At 68.5% G+C, this 15,903-nt stretch carries 15 protein-coding genes; 9 read left to right on the forward strand and 6 right to left on the reverse strand.

Features of this window, described 5'->3' with window-relative positions; all coding sequences use genetic code 11:
• The 7 genes from VFX99_RS04545 to lnt all read left to right on the forward strand — a co-directional run.
• On the forward strand, nt 1–946 hold a 946-nt coding region (locus VFX99_RS04545; protein WP_329665126.1), incomplete at its 5' end, for an FKBP-type peptidyl-prolyl cis-trans isomerase.
• Between the two features lie 74 nt (nt 947–1,020).
• Nucleotides 1,021–2,016: a helix-turn-helix transcriptional regulator gene (locus VFX99_RS04550; protein WP_329665127.1), complete on the forward strand. Its 996-nt coding sequence runs from the start codon at nt 1,021–1,023 to the stop codon at nt 2,014–2,016.
• On the forward strand, nt 2,013–2,975 hold the full coding sequence (locus tag VFX99_RS04555) for a WYL domain-containing protein (protein ID WP_329665128.1): 963 nt from the start codon (nt 2,013–2,015) through the stop codon (nt 2,973–2,975). Before VFX99_RS04550 ends, VFX99_RS04555 begins: the two co-directional genes overlap by 4 nt.
• Nucleotides 2,976–3,057: 82 nt before the next feature.
• The gene (tatA, locus tag VFX99_RS04560; protein ID WP_329665129.1) at nt 3,058–3,312 is read left to right on the forward strand and encodes a twin-arginine translocase TatA/TatE family subunit; all 255 of its coding nucleotides are present in this window, start codon (nt 3,058–3,060) and stop codon (nt 3,310–3,312) included.
• A gap of 67 nt (nt 3,313–3,379) precedes the next feature.
• On the forward strand, nt 3,380–4,141 hold the full coding sequence (gene tatC, locus VFX99_RS04565; protein ID WP_329665140.1) for a twin-arginine translocase subunit TatC: 762 nt from the start codon (nt 3,380–3,382) through the stop codon (nt 4,139–4,141).
• The gene (locus VFX99_RS04570; RefSeq protein WP_329665130.1) at nt 4,138–6,729 is read left to right on the forward strand and encodes a DEAD/DEAH box helicase; all 2,592 of its coding nucleotides are present in this window, start codon (nt 4,138–4,140) and stop codon (nt 6,727–6,729) included. Before tatC ends, VFX99_RS04570 begins: the two co-directional genes overlap by 4 nt.
• Before the next feature lie 23 nt (nt 6,730–6,752).
• Nucleotides 6,753–8,324 carry an apolipoprotein N-acyltransferase gene (lnt, locus tag VFX99_RS04575; protein ID WP_329665131.1) on the forward strand — a complete coding sequence of 524 codons (1,572 nt, stop codon included), beginning with the start codon at nt 6,753–6,755 and terminating at the stop codon, nt 8,322–8,324.
• 2 nt (nt 8,325–8,326) lie between these two features.
• Here lnt and VFX99_RS04580 read toward each other — a convergent pair whose 3' ends face one another.
• The 4 genes from VFX99_RS04580 to VFX99_RS04595 all read right to left on the reverse strand — a co-directional run bounded on the left by VFX99_RS04580 (nt 8,327) and on the right by VFX99_RS04595 (nt 11,043).
• Nucleotides 8,327–8,710, reverse strand: a complete 384-nt coding sequence (locus VFX99_RS04580) for an RNA polymerase-binding protein RbpA (protein ID WP_329665132.1) — start codon at nt 8,708–8,710, stop codon at nt 8,327–8,329.
• A gap of 106 nt (nt 8,711–8,816) precedes the next feature.
• Nucleotides 8,817–9,620: a glycerophosphodiester phosphodiesterase family protein gene (locus VFX99_RS04585; RefSeq protein ID WP_329665133.1), complete on the reverse strand. Its 804-nt coding sequence runs from the start codon at nt 9,618–9,620 to the stop codon at nt 8,817–8,819.
• A complete protein-coding gene (locus VFX99_RS04590) occupies nt 9,617–10,573 on the reverse strand; it encodes an SPFH domain-containing protein (protein WP_329665134.1) in 957 nt (318 codons plus the stop codon). The genes VFX99_RS04585 and VFX99_RS04590 overlap by 4 nt, the downstream gene beginning before the upstream one ends.
• A complete protein-coding gene (locus tag VFX99_RS04595) occupies nt 10,570–11,043 on the reverse strand; it encodes an NfeD family protein (RefSeq protein ID WP_329665135.1) in 474 nt (157 codons plus the stop codon). The genes VFX99_RS04590 and VFX99_RS04595 overlap by 4 nt, the downstream gene beginning before the upstream one ends.
• Before the next feature lie 166 nt (nt 11,044–11,209).
• Here VFX99_RS04595 and VFX99_RS04600 point away from each other — a divergent pair, with 166 nt between their 5' ends.
• Together VFX99_RS04600 and VFX99_RS04605 are read left to right on the forward strand one after the other, a co-directional pair.
• Complete coding sequence (locus VFX99_RS04600; protein WP_329665136.1) at nt 11,210–11,983, forward strand: SDR family oxidoreductase; 774 nt, start codon at nt 11,210–11,212, stop codon at nt 11,981–11,983.
• A gap of 2 nt (nt 11,984–11,985) precedes the next feature.
• Complete coding sequence (locus VFX99_RS04605; RefSeq protein ID WP_329665137.1) at nt 11,986–13,962, forward strand: S9 family peptidase; 1,977 nt, start codon at nt 11,986–11,988, stop codon at nt 13,960–13,962.
• Nucleotides 13,963–14,036: 74 nt separating this feature from the next.
• Here VFX99_RS04605 and VFX99_RS04610 read toward each other — a convergent pair whose 3' ends face one another.
• Nucleotides 14,037–14,597, reverse strand: a complete 561-nt coding sequence (locus tag VFX99_RS04610) for an HdeD family acid-resistance protein (protein ID WP_329665138.1) — start codon at nt 14,595–14,597, stop codon at nt 14,037–14,039.
• 135 nt (nt 14,598–14,732) lie between these two features.
• Nucleotides 14,733–15,653, reverse strand: a complete 921-nt coding sequence (locus VFX99_RS04615; protein WP_329665139.1) for an AEC family transporter — start codon at nt 15,651–15,653, stop codon at nt 14,733–14,735.
• Nucleotides 15,654–15,903 lie beyond the last annotated feature (250 nt).

The raw sequence follows: 15,903 nt of genomic DNA on the forward strand, positions 1-15,903 counted from the left end.
TTCCCTCGCCGTCCTCGGACTCCTCGCAGTCGGTCTCGTCGGCTGCTCACTGCCTGGAGTGCAGACGTGCTCGCGCCCGGGTGCCGCGGATCCCGCGGTGACCGATCTGGTCACCGTTTCGGGATCCACCGAAGAGGCCCCGAAGGTCGAGGTCTACACGCCGTTCGTGGCGACCGAGACGGCCTTCGCCGACGAAGTCGCCGGCGAGGGCACGGCGATCACGGAGGACGGCCAGCTCGTGGTGCTCGATGTCAGCGTGGTGGCGGGCGCCACCGGCGAGACCCTGGTCGCATCCGGCTACGACGGCGATCTGTCGCGGGTGTTCCCGGTGTCGCGCTGGGTCGAGATCTTCCCCGCCTTCGAGGACGCGCTGCACTGCGCGACCGAGGGCTCTCGGATCGTCGTGGCCCTGACCCCCGGCGACGTGGAGGCGGAGACCGCGGCCGGCCTCGGGCTCGGCGAAGACGAGTCTGCGGTGGCGATCGTGGACGTCCGCAAGGTGTACCTGCCGAAGGCCGACGGTGCGAACCAGTTCAACGTCGGCACCGGCCTGCCCACCGTCGTGCGCGCGCCCGACGGCCGCCCGGGCGTCCTCATCCCCGATTCGGCGCCCCCGACCGACCTCGTCGTGCAGACCGTGAAGAAGGGCACCGGACCCGTCGTCACCGGTGAGGAGCCGGTACGCGTGCATTACACCGGCGTGGTCTGGGATGACAAGACGGTGTTCGAGACGACCTGGGGCGACGCACCGCAGTCCCTCGCCTTCGACGCCATGATCCCCGGTCTCGCTGAGGGGCTGCAGGGCCAGACCGTGGGCTCGCAGGTGATGGTCGTCGTCCCGCCCGATCAGGGCTACGGGGACCAGGAGCAGGCCTCCATCCCCGCGGATTCGACGCTCGTCTTCGTGGTCGACATCCTCGGCGTCGACCAGCCGGCACTGCAATAGCGAACCGGCGGGCGACCGGCTCGCCGGTCCGCGCGACGCCGGAATCGGCATCCTGCGACGCCTAGGATAAGGGCGTGCCAGCGAACGCTTCTGCGAAGAACCCGCCTGAGGAGCGCCTCGTCAATCTCGTCGTCGCGCTGGTGGCCACCGAGCAGGGTTTGACGAAGGACACCATTCTCACCTCCGTCTCCGGGTACCGCGAGCAGTCAGAGGCCGGCGCGTCCAAGGACGCTCTCGAGAAGATGTTCGAGCGCGACAAGGAGAGCCTCCGTCGTCTCGGCGTCCCGATCGAGACCATCGGCGACTGGGCGGATCCCGACGATCTGCGCGAAGCGCGCTACCGCGTACCGACCGCCGAATACGAGCTCCCCGAGGACATCGTGTTCACACCGCCGGAGCTCGCGCTGCTCAATCTCGCCGGCGGGGTCTGGAGCGAGAGCTCGATGTCCGCCGAGGCGCGCAGCGGGCTGCGCAAGATCCGTGCGCTCGGCATCGCGGTGGACGAGCCGATCATCGGCTATTCGCCCCGCATCAGTCTTCGCGAAGCGTCGTTCGCGCCTCTGCAGCAGGCGATCGAGCAGTCGCGGGTGGTGACATTCGGCTACCTGAAGCCCGGCGAGGCCGCTGCGCGCACCCGCCGCATCCGACCGCTGGCGCTCGTCGAGTACGAGGGACGGTGGCATGTCTACGGGGCCGACCTGGACGTCGCGGCGGACCGCACATTCCTGCTGCTGCGCATCGTCGATGACGTCGTGATCACACGTGAGCCCTTCGATCCCGCACTGCGGGAGGGGGCGGGCGAGCGGGCGCTGGCGGGCCTCGAGGATGTCGCGAAGCGCAACCGCGCACTTCTCGAGGTGAACCCGGGCACCGAGGCGGCCCTGCGGCTCAGCCGTCGCGCCCTGCCCGCCGACCAGGGCATCCGCGTGCCGTACGTCGATGTGCACGTCTTCGCGGACGAACTGGCCTCGTACGGGCCGGAGGTCAGGGTCGTCGAACCGGCGGTGCTTCGCGATCAGGTCATCCTGCGGCTCGAGACCGCCCGAGCCGCCCACGGGGGGAGCGCATGACCGCCCGCAAGCCGCTCGTGGCCACCGATCGGGCGGCGCTCATGCTGCAGCTCGTGCCGTACCTGATCGGCAAGGGCGAGGTCTCGATCGCCGAGGCCGCAGACGAGTTCGATGTGACTCCGGCACAGATGCGCGCGATGGTCGAGACCCTCACCGTCATCGGCCTGCCGGGCAACGGCGGCTACTGGCAGATGGCGAACGACCTCTTCGACATCGACTGGGATCTGCTCGACGAGCGCGACATCATCGTGATCACCAACTCGGTGGGCCTCGAGCGCGCCCCCAAGCTGACCGCGCGGGAAGCGGCGGCGCTGCTGACCGGACTCCAGATGGCGCGGGCCATCCCCGGGGTGGGCGACACCGATCTGTTCAACGGACTGCTTGCCAAGCTCGCCCGTGGTGCCTCGAGCACCCCTGCCGATGTGATCCTCGCGCCGGGTCCTGTGGATGCCGTGCGCGACGCGGTCGCCGAGGCTCTGCAGCGCGGCGTGGCGGTCTCGTTCACCTACAAGGCGCCCGATGCCGCACCCACGACGCGCACGGTCGATCCGGTCAAGGTGCAGATCGCCACGGGGGAGTGGTACCTGCAGGGCTGGTGCCATCTGCGTCAGGCGATGCGCACCTTCCACCTGGACCGGGTGAGCGCGCTGGAGCTGACCGACATCCCCATCGAGCACGGCGAGGACCCGGTTCCCGGATGGTTCGAGTCGGGCACCGGAGACATCGTCGCCCGCATCCGGTTCCCCGAGTCGATGGCCCCGCTCCTCGGCGACTATCTGGACCGCGCCTCGGTCGAGACCACCGGGGGCGTGTCGATCGCGACCATGCACGTGGCCGACGAGCACAGCCTGCGCCGGCTCGCCGCTCGCCGAGCGGGGATCGTGGAGATCCTCGAGCCGGAGGCCGCCCGGCATGCCGCGGCGACGTGGGCTGAAGCGGGTCTCGTGCAGTACCGTTGACGTGCCTTGGACCGTCCTGAGGAAGCCGGCTGTGCCCGCGAGCGCGGGCTACACTGGGAACGACGAACCGGAAGGACTCGACATGTTGCAAGGTCTCACAGGATGGCACTTCCTGATCATCCTGGCGGTCATCCTCCTGCTGTTCGGTGCCGCGAAGCTGCCCGCGCTCGCCAAGAGCATGGGCCAGTCCGCTCGCGTCTTCAAGGGCGAGATGAAGGCGATGAAGGACGAAGACCCGGCCTCAGGCAAGACGGACTCGGTCGAAACCCCCGCAAGCGAAGGGTCGGTCACCCAGACCACCGCCGACGCGAGCAGGGCCCCAGATTACAAACCCTGACCTGCAGGTGGCCACAGCAGGACCGCCGCGCGTCGCCGATTCCGGCGAGCCCCGGCGAGACAAGCGCATGTCGCTCGGCCAGCACCTGGTGGAGCTGCGCAAGCGCATTCTGATCGCGGCGCTGGCGCTCATCCTGGGCATGGTGGTCGCGTTCTTCATCACCGATCCGGTGATCTACCTCATCACCGTTCCGATCCGCCAGATCGCCGAGGCAGAAGGCGACGCCGCGAAGGTCGAGCTGATGTTCAGCACCGTCACTGGCGCGTTCGACCTGCGGCTGCGGATGTCGTTCGCCATCGGCCTGCTGATCTCCGCCCCGATCTGGTTGTGGCAGATCTGGGCGTTCATCATGCCGGGTCTGACCCGCAAGGAGATCAAGTACACGATCGGCTTCGTCGCCGCTGCGGTGCCGCTGTTCTTCGCAGGCTGCTGGGTGGGGCTGCTGGTCATGCCGCACATCGTCGAGCTGATGGCCTCCTTCGTACCCGACGGGGGCGCGTCGTTCTTCGACGCGTCGTACTACTACGACTTCGTGTTCAAGCTTCTCATCGTCGTCGGCGTCTCATTCGTTCTGCCGGTGTTCCTGGTCGCGCTGAATCTGGCCGGCGTCATGAGCGGGCGGGCGATCCTCAAAGGCTGGCGTGTCGCGGTGCTCGTGGCCGTGGTCTTCTCGGCGGTCGCGACGCCCGCGGCGGACGTGGTGAGCATGCTGATGCTCGCCGGGATGCTGGTCGTCCTCTTCTTCGCCGCCGCGGCGCTGTCGATGCTCTTCGACCGGCGGCGGGCCAAGCGCACCGCGACGATCCTTCCGCCTGAGGCCATCGCGTGACGGACCCGAGCCCGGCGGAGCGCTACGCCCGGGCCTCGCAGGACCGCAGCCATCCGATCACCGCGTCGTTCGCGGCATCCCAGCGCTTCGAACTGGACCCTTTTCAGATCGCGGGCTGCCATGCACTCGAAGAGGGCCGGAGCGTTCTGGTGGCCGCACCCACCGGCGCCGGCAAGACGATCGTCGGAGAGTTCGCGATCCACCTCGCCATGCGCGAGCCGGCCGTCGGCGGGCGCGGCGACAAGGCGTTCTACACCACGCCCATCAAGGCGCTGTCCAACCAGAAGTTCCGCGAGCTCCAGGACGTATACGGGGCTGACGAGGTCGGGCTGCTGACCGGCGACACCAACATCAACGGCAGCGCGCGCATCGTGGTGATGACCACCGAGGTGCTGCGCAACATGCTTTATGCCGACTCCGGAGCGCTTCGCGGGCTGAAGTACGTCGTGATGGATGAGGTGCACTATCTCGCGGACCGCTTCCGAGGGGCCGTCTGGGAGGAGATCATCATCCACCTGCCGCCGGCGGTGCGCCTGATCTCTTTGAGCGCCACCGTGTCCAACGCCGAGGAGTTCGGCGACTGGCTGGACACCGTGCGGGGCGACACCGAGGTGATCGTTTCGGAGATCCGTCCCGTTCCCCTCGAGCAGCACGTCCTCGTTCGCGGCGATCTGCTGCCGCTGTTCGACGATCGCGCAGGTATCGCGACCGCGCAGGTGAACCAGGAGCTCATGCGCATCCGCTCCTTCAAGGGGCCGAACTTCGAGAACAACCGGCGCGCGTCAGCAAGCCGGGGGTCCGGGGCGGAGCCCCGGTGGGATCGGGCGCAGTCGATGCGCAGCTCCTCCGCTCAGAACGGCGGGCGGTACGAGGGCGGCGGCCGGCACGAGGGCGGCGGCCGTCACCAGGGGTCGGGTCGGCGACCGCACAAAGGCGCTCAGCGCCCCATCCGGTCCGCGAACGCGCAGCGCATCGAGCGCCTCGACCGGCCGGACGTCGTGAAGCTGCTGCAGCGGGCGAACCTCCTGCCGGCGATCTTCTTCATCTTCAGCCGCGCCGGCTGCGACGCCGCGGTGCAGCAGGTACGGCGCTCCGGCGTACGCCTCACCAGCCCGGAGGAGCGCACTGAGATCCGCGCCATCGTCGAGGAGCGCACGCGCACCCTGCACGATGAGGACCTCGCCGTCCTCGGCTATTGGGAGTGGCTCGACAACCTCGAACGAGGCGTCGCGTCGCACCACGCCGGCCTGCTGCCGGCGTTCAAGGAGGTCGTGGAAGACCTGTTCAAGCGCAAGCTCGTGAAGGTCGTGTTCGCCACCGAGACGCTGGCGCTGGGCATCAACATGCCCGCCCGGACGGTGGTGCTGGAGAAGCTCGAGAAGTTCAACGGCGAGGCGCGCGTGGCGATCACGTCGGGGGAGTACACGCAGCTGACGGGTCGCGCCGGGCGCCGCGGCATCGACGTCGAGGGGCACGCGGTCATCCAGTGGACCGAGGGTCTGGACCCCCAGCAGGTCGCCGCGCTCGCGTCACGACGCACCTACCCGCTGAACTCCAGCTTCCGACCCACCTACAACATGGCGGTGAATCTCATCGACCAGTTCGGGCGCGCGAGGGCGCGCGAGATCCTCGAGTCGTCGTTCGCGCAGTTCCAGGCAGACCGGGCGGTGGTCGGGATCGCACGTCAGGTCCGCGCATCGGAGGAGACCCTCGCCGGCTACGAGAAGGCGATGACCTGCGATCGCGGCGACTTCACCGAGTATTCCGCGATCCGCCGCGACCTCAGCGACGCCGAGAAGCTCAACCGCAAGGATGCGAACGACTCCCACGCCACGCGGGACGCAAGGCAGCGCGAGATCGCGGGCCTGCGTCGGCGCATGCAGCGGCATCCATGCCATTCCTGTCCAGACCGCGAGCACCACGCGCGCTGGGCCGAGCGGTACTGGAAGCTCAAGCGCACGGTGGACAAGATGCGCCAGCAGATCGAGATGCGCACCGGAACGGTCGCCCGCATCTTCGACCGGGTCGTCGATGTGCTGGTCGAGCTGGACTACGTGAGGGTCGGCCCCGACGGCACGACGGAGCTGACCCCCGCAGGCCGCACGATGAGGCGGATCTACGGTGAGCGCGACCTGCTCGTCGCCGAGTCGCTGCGCACCGGCATCTGGAAGGAACTGGATGCCGCATCCCTCGCGACGTTGGCATGCTGCCTGGTATACGAACCACGGCGAGACGAGGCCGGACCCGGGGAGCGCGGCCTGCCGCGAGGGAGCTTCCGCACCGCCCTGACGGCCACACAGGATCTCTGGCAGCGTCTCGACGACCTCGAGCAGGACCATCGGCTGCCCGGCAGCGAATCGGTCGCTACCGGCCTGGCGCAGGCGATGCACTCCTGGGCGCGGGGGATGCCGCTCGAGCGGGTTCTCGTGGAGGCCGACATGGCAGCCGGCGACTTCGTCCGCTGGGCCAAGCAGACGATCGACCTTCTCGATCAGCTGTCCCTCGTCGCCGACGCCCCGCTCGCCACCACCGCCCGGAAAGCCCTGGATGCGGTGCGTCGCGGGATCGTCGCCTACAGCTCCGTCTGAGGCCGTCCGCTTAGGGTTATGGGGTGCCTCTCGCCCCCGCTCCGCGTCCCCTCCTGCCGCTGTGGGCGGCGGTCGTGGCGTCCGTGGCGGGCGGGCTCATCCTCACCCTCGCATTTCCGGCTCTCGCCTGGTGGCCGATGGCCTTTCCCGCCGTCGTCCTGGCTCTCCTCAGCCTGATCGGCAGGAGCGCCTGGGCCTCCCTGCTGGTCGGATTCGCCTTCGGCGCCTCCTTCTTCTTCGTCAACCTGGTGTTCACAGCCCGCTATCTGGGGCCGGTGCCCTGGATCGCGCTGTCGATGCTCGAGGCGGTGATCACCGCGGCCGGAGCCGTCCCGATCACCCTCGCCTATCGATGGATGCCGCGGGTGCTGCCCGGGCGCATCGGTCGGCTCGTCCTCCTGCCGCTGCTCGTCGCGGGGCTGTGGACGCTCCGCGAGCAGATCGTGGGCTCGTGGCCCTACGGGGGCTTCCCCTGGGGGCGGATCGGCATCACCCAGGCGAGCAGCCCTCTCGCCCACCTCGCATCCTGGGTTGGTGTCTCAGGACTGACGTTCCTCATGGTCCTGTTCTGCGCCGCGGCGATCGAGTACGCCCGCGTCGCGCGGTTCCGGGCACCTCTGACCGCCGTGCCCACGGTGCTCGTGGCCCTGCTGCTGGTGATCGTGCCGCAGTTCCCGACCAGTCCGGCCGGCACACTGCGCGTCGGTGCGGTCCAGGGCAACGGCCCGGCGGGATACTTCGACGAGCGCTCCGCCGACTCCGTGCTCAATGCCCAGCTGGAGGCGACGGCACCCTTGTTCGGCGAAGAGATGGACGTCCTCCTCTGGCCGGAGGGAGGTGTCGACTCCGACCCCACGACTGACACGAGCACCGCCCGAGTGCTGGACGCGCTGGCGGAGCGGATCGATGCCCCGCTTCTCATCAGCGCCGTGACATCGCGTGGGGACGAGTACTTCAATTCGTCTCTGCTGTGGATCGCCGGTGAGGGCGCCACGCAGACCTATGACAAGCGGCATCCCGTGCCGTTCGGTGAGTACGTTCCCGACCGCCCGTTCTTCGAGCCGTTCGCTCCGGATCTGATCGGGCTGATCCAGCGTGAGTACTCACCGGGCGTGGCGCCCCCGTTCTTCGATCTCGAGGGCGTCGGCGTGGGGCTGGCGATCTGCTTCGACGTCATCTACGACGATGTGATCTGGGACGGTGCGCGCGCGGGGGCGCAGGTCTACATGTTCCAGACGAACAACGCGGATTTCCGCGGCACCGACGAGAACCTGCAACAGCTGGCGTTCGCCCGCATGCGTGCGATCGAGACGGGGCGTTCCGTCGTGAACCTGTCCACCGTGGGCACCAGTCAGGTGATCGCTGCCGACGGCACGACGATCGACGGACTTCCGGCTGGGGAGGCCGGCCAGATGCTGACCGACGTGCCGCTGTGGAGCGGACTGACCCCCGCTGTCATCGCGGGCGAGTGGGTGAAGATGCTGCTCGGGTGGGGAAGCCTTGTGGCCCTCGTCGCAGTGGGGATCGCGGTCCGGCTCCGCCGCCGCGGGCATGCGAAAACGCCGGCCCCCGAAGGGACCGGCGTCTCGGATTGAGGTCAGGCGCTGAGCTTGCCGACCGTCACGTCTTCGCCGGCGCCGCGGCGGGCGCGAACGTAGGCAAGACGTTCCTCGAGGAGCTCTTCGAGCTCGGGGATCGAACGGCGCTCCAGCAGCATGTCCCAGTGGGTGCGAGCGACCTTGTCCTCGCTGTGATCGACGGTCGCAGTGCCCTCGCCGATGCGCAACAGGGCCTCGGCGCCGCAGGTGCGGCACTCCCAGGCCTCGGGGATCTCGGCGTCGGCTGCGAATGTCATGGTGGTGTCACGTCCGCACGACGTGCACTGATAGATGTGTTGTGCGCGTTCATGGAACACGACGCCCTCTTCGCTCTGTAGGCTTTGGGCGCCGAGTCGAATGCCGCGCAGGCTGCGGTCTGCCATTGTGTGGTCCTCTCGTCGCTGTATAGGTATAGCGCTGGGACCTGGGCGGATCATCCGAACGGAGCATCCTGCGGTGGCATTCACAGACGATGCTCAGGGCCGCCCGTCACCCGCTGTCCGCCGGCGGACTCTCCTGGTCCAGGACGCTGAGCGCGACGTCGGCACGATCGGTCACGATGCCGTCGACGCCCATCGCGACGAGGCGCCGCATGTCATCCGGATGGTTCACCGTCCACACGTGCACCTCGACGTGGTGCCGGTGTGCGGCGGCGATCAGTCGCGGGGTCACGATGCGCATCCGACCGCGCCTCTCGGGCACCTGGAGGGCGTCCACGCCCGTCAGGGACCGGCGCACGAGACCCGACGATCGAGCCGCGACCGCCGCCACGACCCGTGCGATCGTGGCGGTGCCGGCAGACGTGGCGGGCCTGACGCCGTCGCCCGCTGTCTCCGCGGCTGCGAGAGCCGCAAGCCGACGCTCGTCCGCGAAGCTCGTGAGGAGCACGCGGTGACCGTGTGGCGCGACGATGCGACCGACCTCCGGCGCGGCATCCTTCGCCTTCACGTCGAGGTTGAAGCGCATTGTCGGGAACGCCTCCAGCGCCTGCCCCAGGGTGATCAGTCCTCCCCGTGCTGCCATGAGTGCCTCGAGCTCGCGGACCGATACGTGAGCGACCGGTCGCGGATCGCCGGTGACGCGCGAGAGATCGGCGTCGTGGAAGAGAACCGCCACTCCATCGGCGGTCAGGTGGCAGTCGGATTCGACGTACACCGCACCTGCGGCGTGGGCGGCGGCCACCGCGGCGAACGAGTTCTCGACGACGCCGTGGGACACATCGTCCGCCGTCAGCAGGCCGCGGTGGGCAAGGACCCGAGGCCGCGCCGCGCCCTCGAACCAGCTGTGGGTCACGGCAGCGGCGGCTGAGCGCGCTCCTCGTTCGGGGGCGCGGGCTGCTTCGGGCCTTCGACGACGGTCGCAGCGAACGCGGTGCTCATGCCCTTCAGCGCCTCGGTGAACTCGCTGGGGATGATCCAGAGCTTGCTGGACGCACTGTCGGCGATCTTCGGCAGAGTCTGCAGGTACTGGTAGGCGAGCAGCTTGTCATCGGGATTGCCGAGGTGGATGGCGCTGAATACGGTCTGAATGGCTTCGGCCTCACCCTGCGCGCGCAGCACGGCAGCCTGCTTGTCGCCCTCGGCGCGCAGGATCTCGGCCTGTCGAGCCCCTTCGGCCGTCAGGATGGCCGACTGCTTCGTGCCTTCGGCGGTGAGGATGAGGGCCCGCCGGTCGCGCTCGGCGCGCATCTGCTTCTCCATCGAGTCCTGGATGCTGACCGGCGGGTCGATGGCCTTCAGCTCCACGCGTCCGACGCGGATGCCCCATTTGCCGGTGGCCTCGTCCAGGACGATGCGCAGCTGTCCGTTGATCTCGTCGCGGCTGGTGAGAGCCTCTTCGAGATTCAGCCCGCCGACGACGTTGCGAAGGGTCGTGGTGGTCAGCTGCTCGACGGCACCCAGGTAGTTGCGGATCTCGTACGTTGCCGCGCGGGGATCGGTGACCTGGAAGTAGATGACGGTGTCGATCGAGACGACCAGGTTGTCCTCGGTGATCACCGGCTGCGGGGGGAAAGACACGACCTGCTCGCGCATGTCGATCAACGGGCGGACCCGGTCGATGAACGGGACCAGCAGGTTCAATCCGGGCATGAGCGTCTTGTGGTACCGACCGAGACGTTCCACGACGCCCGCGGTCGCCTGCGGGATGATGCGGATCGAGCGGACGATGACGACGAGGACGAAGATGAAGACGACGATCGCCACCACCCAGCCGATGGCGGTGGGGATGAAACTCTCGGGGCTCATGCGGTCGGTTCCTCTTCCTCGGGTCGGACGTAGGCGGTGGCACCGTCGATGCGGCTGACCCGGATGACCGTGCCCGGTTCGAGTTCGGCTCCTCGGTCGGGTCGCGCGGTCCAGGTGTCGCCGTTCGAGAGCTTCACCTGTCCGCCGTGCGGCGTGACGGTGGACAGTACACGCCCGCTCAGGCCGACGAGCGCGGCGACGTTGGACGGAGTGGGATCCTCGCCTCGGCGGAGTCGCCGCAGGAGCGGGGGGCGCAGCACCAGAACCAGCACGGCCGCGACCACCGCGGCGATGATGACCTGAAGCCAGATGGGGGCACCGATCAGGTCGGCTCCGAGCCCGGCGACACCGCCGATACTGAGCATCAGGAAGGTGAAATCGAGTGTCAGCATCTCGATGACGAGGAAGATCAGGATCAGGACCAGCCACCCGATCCACGCGAACTGTTCGATGGTCTGGATGAGCTCCACAGTGTGCCTCCCTGTTGCTCGAACCTATCACGCGGCATCCCGGGCGAGACCGGTCAGAGCCCTGTCGCCGAGCCGCCGTTGGTAGTGTCGAGAGGGCGCCGCGCAACCGCGCGCCGAGGCCGTGACAACCGCCTGAACAGCGCCCCGCACCACCCTGGAGAGTCCTGTGACCGAGCCCCTCACCCCCCTCGCCCCCGGATCTCTGAGCGGTAGGACCGCACTCGTCACCGGGTCGTCCCGCGGCATCGGCGCCGACACCGTGCGCTACTTCGCGCAGGCAGGGGCCGATGTCGTCATCAACTACCGCAACAAGGCTCCGCGCGCCGAGAAACTCGCCACGGAGCTTCGCGACCTGGGTGTCCAGGCCCTCGTCGTCGGCGCGGACCTCACCGATGCCGAATCCGTTCAGGCGATGTTCTCCGAGGTCGAGCGGACCTTCGGGTCGCTTGATGTCCTCGTGCTCAATGCGTCCGGCGGCATGGAGTCGGGCATGGGGGAGGAGTACGCGCTGCAGCTGAATCGCGATGCGCAGGTGCGGGTGCTCGAGACGGCGCTGCCCCTGCTCGGACGAGGCTCTCGGGTGGTGTTCGTGACGAGTCACCAGGCGCACTTCATCCGCACGACGCCGACCATGCCCGAGTACGTCCCGGTCGCGCTGTCCAAGCGCGCGGGCGAGGACGCGCTGCGGGAGCGCATCCCCGCTCTGGACGAGCGCGGCGTCGAGTTCGTCGTCGTCTCCGGAGACATGATCGAGGGGACCATCACCGCGACTCTGCTCGAGCGGGCGAACCCGGGTGCGATCGCCTCGCGCCGCGAGTCGGCGGGCAAGCTCTACAACGTCGGCGAGTTCGCGGCCGAGGTCGCTCGCGCCGCAGTCGACGAGATCCCCGAGGATCACACCCGGCTGGTGGGCGACACGAGCTCGTTCGCGGGGGAGTGAGCGTGCGCCCCGCAGACATCGAGAAGCTCGTCTCGGTGGGTCGGCCCGACATCGCGCCCGACGGCTCGTTCGCCGTGTTCGCCACGTCCAGACCGGATCTCGAAGCCAACCGCGCGGTCGGTCAGCTGTGGCGCGTGGATCTTCCCGACGGCGCGCTCCGTCGACTCACGCGCGGTACCGCGGATGCCGCACCGCAGCTGTCGCCGGACGGCTCGCAGATCGCCTTCCTGCGCCGCGATGCGAAGGACAAGCCGCAGCTCCATGTCGTCTCCTCCGGTGGAGGCGAGCCGGTCCAGGGAACGGACACTCCGCTGGGGGTCGAGTCGTTCGACTGGTCGGCTGACGGTGCGTCGCTGGCGTACACCGCGCGCATCCCCGAGACGGGCCGGTATGGCACTGTCGACGGGCTGGATGCCGCGGCCGAGGCGCCGCGTCGCATCACCGGCATCCGGTGGCACGCGAACGGGATCGGCTACGTGGCGGACCGTCCGGCGCAGCTGTTCGTCGTCCCGGCTCCGGACCTGGACGCGGAGCCGTTCTACGAGCCGGCTGCGGCTGTGCGTCCCGAAAGCGCGACGCCACCGAAGAAGAAGGTCGTCGCCGCCGATGCGATCGCGCTCACCGAGGGCGTGGCGTCGCACTCGAACGCCGTCTTCCTCGGGGACGAGGTGCTGACCGTCGTCGACGAGATCGAACCGGACCGCCGCGACCTGCGCTCGCGTCTGGTCGCCGTTCGCGTCGACGGCTCCGGGGAACGGGAGCTGGTCGGGCGCGGCGCAGATCTCTCGATCGTCGACGTCGCCGTCGCGCCGGACGGGGCGGTCGGTCTGCTCGCGTCGGATGTCGGTCCGTCCGGGGTCGACTTCGTCGCGTCCGGCGTCGCGCTGTGGCTGCTCGCCGAGGGCGACGCGCCGCGACGACTCACGGACGGCGACACGACCGACTTCGGCGAAGTCGGAAGCCACATCACCGCGGTCGGCGACGACTTCCTCGTGCAGGATCGATACCGCGGCCGGGTTCGACTGGTTCGTGTGACGCGGACCGGCGACGTTCGCGAGCTCATCGGCGGTGACGTCGAGGTCACCGGTCACGCCGCCGCAGGGGAGCAGATCGTGGCATCCCTGGCGACAGCCGATTCCGTCGGAGAACTGGTCCTCGCGGGAGAGGACTCGAGCCGGACGCTCACATCGTTCGGGGACGACGTGGGGAGGGTGCGTCCGCTCGAGCTGACGATCAGCGGCAGAGACGGCTATCCGATCCACGGATGGGTGGCGCAGCCGGACGGCGAGGGGCCGTTCCCGGTGATCCTGCAGATCCACGGGGGACCGCATGCCAGCTACGGAATACACCTCTTCGACGAGACACAGGTGCTCGTCTCCGCCGGCTACGCCGTCGTGTACAGCAATCCCCGCGGGTCGGCGGGGTACGGACGCGGGCACGGGCGCAGCATCCGGGGCGCCATGGGCACAGTCGACATGGCCGACGTCCTCGACTTCCTCGACGGCGCGCTCGCCCGCGACGCCCGGCTCGACAGTCAGCGTGTCGGCATCATGGGCGGGTCGTACGGCGGTTATCTCACCGCGTGGGTCATCGCCCACGACCACCGATTCTCGGGAGCGATCGTGGAGCGCGGGTACCTCGATCCGGTGTCGTTCCAGGGCACCAGTGACATCGGCTCGTTCTTCGGCGACGAGTACGTCGGCACGGACCCCGAGGCCATCGCAAGGCAGAGTCCGATGGCGGTGGTGTCTCAGGTGACGACACCCACGCTCGTGATCCACTCCGAGCTCGACTTCCGCTGTCCGCTCGAGCAGGCGACGCGGTACTACGCCGCGCTCAAGCGGCAGGGGACGGATGCCGAGCTGTTCATCTTCCCGGGGGAGAACCACGAGCTGACCCGCTCGGGCCAGCCGCGCCATCGCATCGAGCGATTCGACGCCGTCCTGGAGTGGTGGAAGCGGTGGCTGCCTGCCGCGTGACAGCGATCGGCCCGGCGTCGATACCGAACGCGCAACCGCCCCGGGATCACCCGGGGCGGTTGCGCGTGAGTGGTCTAGAGGTCCTGCTTGCCGAATCTGAAGGCCCGGACGATCTGGATGATACCGAGCACGATCAACGCGATGCCCAGCAGCCACCACAGCACAGTCGCGCCCCAGATGGGCGAGAAGAGCAGCACGATGCCCGCGATGATGCTGATGATCGCGAAGAAGATCGTCCAGCCCCGCGACGCGGCGTCGCCGAGCGTCGAGAGCGCGACGACACCCTCGACGATCCACAGGATTCCGACGAGGATCCCGAGGAACAGGGCAAGCCACGCCGTCGCCTGACCGAGGTTCAGGAACGCCACGATGCCTGCGATGATGAACACGATCCCGAGGACGATATGGCCCACACGCGACCAGCCGCCCCGGTTCTTCGAGAAGATACCCAGGCCCGCGTATACGAGCCCGGCGGCGATCGCGTAGATGGCGATGATCGCCGTGACGACCATGGCCGTCTTGCCCGGCCAGGCCAGGATGAGGATACCGACGATGACGGAAAGAACGCCGCCAATGCCGAGAGCGGTGCGGATGCCGTTGACGGCTGACTTCTCCGCTGCGGATTCGGTGGACATGAGTCATCCCTTTCTGGGAGTTACCTGAGAGCTGGCGGTCATAGCATAGACCGCGCTCCCGGCGCCGTGGGGGAGTGGCGCGCGACGGCGTGTCAACCGTGAAATACGGCGACATCGGGGTATTCGGTCACGCCGTCAGCCGAGCAGGAGCGTCACCAGGAGCAGCACCGGCACACAGCCGATCGTCGTGAGGAAGACGGTATCCCGCGAGATGGTCTCACCGACGCCGTACCGCTGCGAGTAGTTGAAGACGTTCTGAGCTGTCGGCAGCGCGGCCAGCACGACCACGATGAGCACCTCCTGCGCGGACAGCCCGAACACGAACTCGGCCACCGACCATGCGACGAGGGGCATCACCCCCAGCTTCAGAACCGTGGCCAGGACGATGTCGCGGCGCCGCCCGGACGGCCCCAGCACCCGCTGGCCGTGCAGCGAGATCCCGTAGCTGATGAGCAGGACCGGAACGCAGGCGTTCGCGATCAGAAGCGCCGGTTCGAACACGATCGGCGGAAGATCCAGCCCGCTGACCGACACCGCCGTGCCGAGCGCGGACCCGATCACGATGGGGTTGGACAGGGCCCGCCCGACCGCGCGCCAGAACGACGCCCGCCGCGCCGTCGCAGCCTCCAGCACCGCCATCGAGATCGGCGTGAACACCAGCAGCTGCAGCAGGATCACCGGGGCCGGGAACGCTGCGCTGCCCAGCAGATACAGCGAGAGCGGGATGCCGATGTTGTTGGAGTTGACCTGTCCCGCCGACAGCGCTCCGATCATCACTTCACCCAGTGAACGACGCCACACCAGGCGAGAGAAGGCGACATAGATCGCGATCACGGCCACCGCAGCGATCGCCGACACCGGCAGCAGCGCGGAGAACAGCGTGCGCACGTCCGCCTGAGCGAGCACCACGAACAGCAGGAACGGCGAGAGCACGAAGAACGTCAGGCGGGCCAGGACGGGTCGGGCGTGCTCGCCCAGCAGATCGATGCGCCCGAGAACGTAGCCGACGGCGATAGCCAGGCCGACGACGACGAACCCCGTCAGGCTCTCGAGCATGTCGCAACGGTCGGATGCCGGGATGCCACCGAGGTCGCGCCGCCACGGTCGCGGCAGCGCGATGTCATGGACCGAGCCTACGACCTCATCACCCGGCTCGAATGATGCCCGTGGATTCCGCGAGCGCCGGCGTCCCCAACAGCCTGTCGCTTTCCCGCGCAGGCTCCCGCGCACAAGCGACTGATCGCCTATTTGCCGATAATGCACATTATGTCAACACAACGAGATAGCGCCTCCCCGACAGCGGCGG

The sequence above is a fragment of the Microbacterium sp. genome (genome assembly GCF_036277215.1).
Taxonomy (GTDB): domain Bacteria; phylum Actinomycetota; class Actinomycetes; order Actinomycetales; family Microbacteriaceae; genus Microbacterium.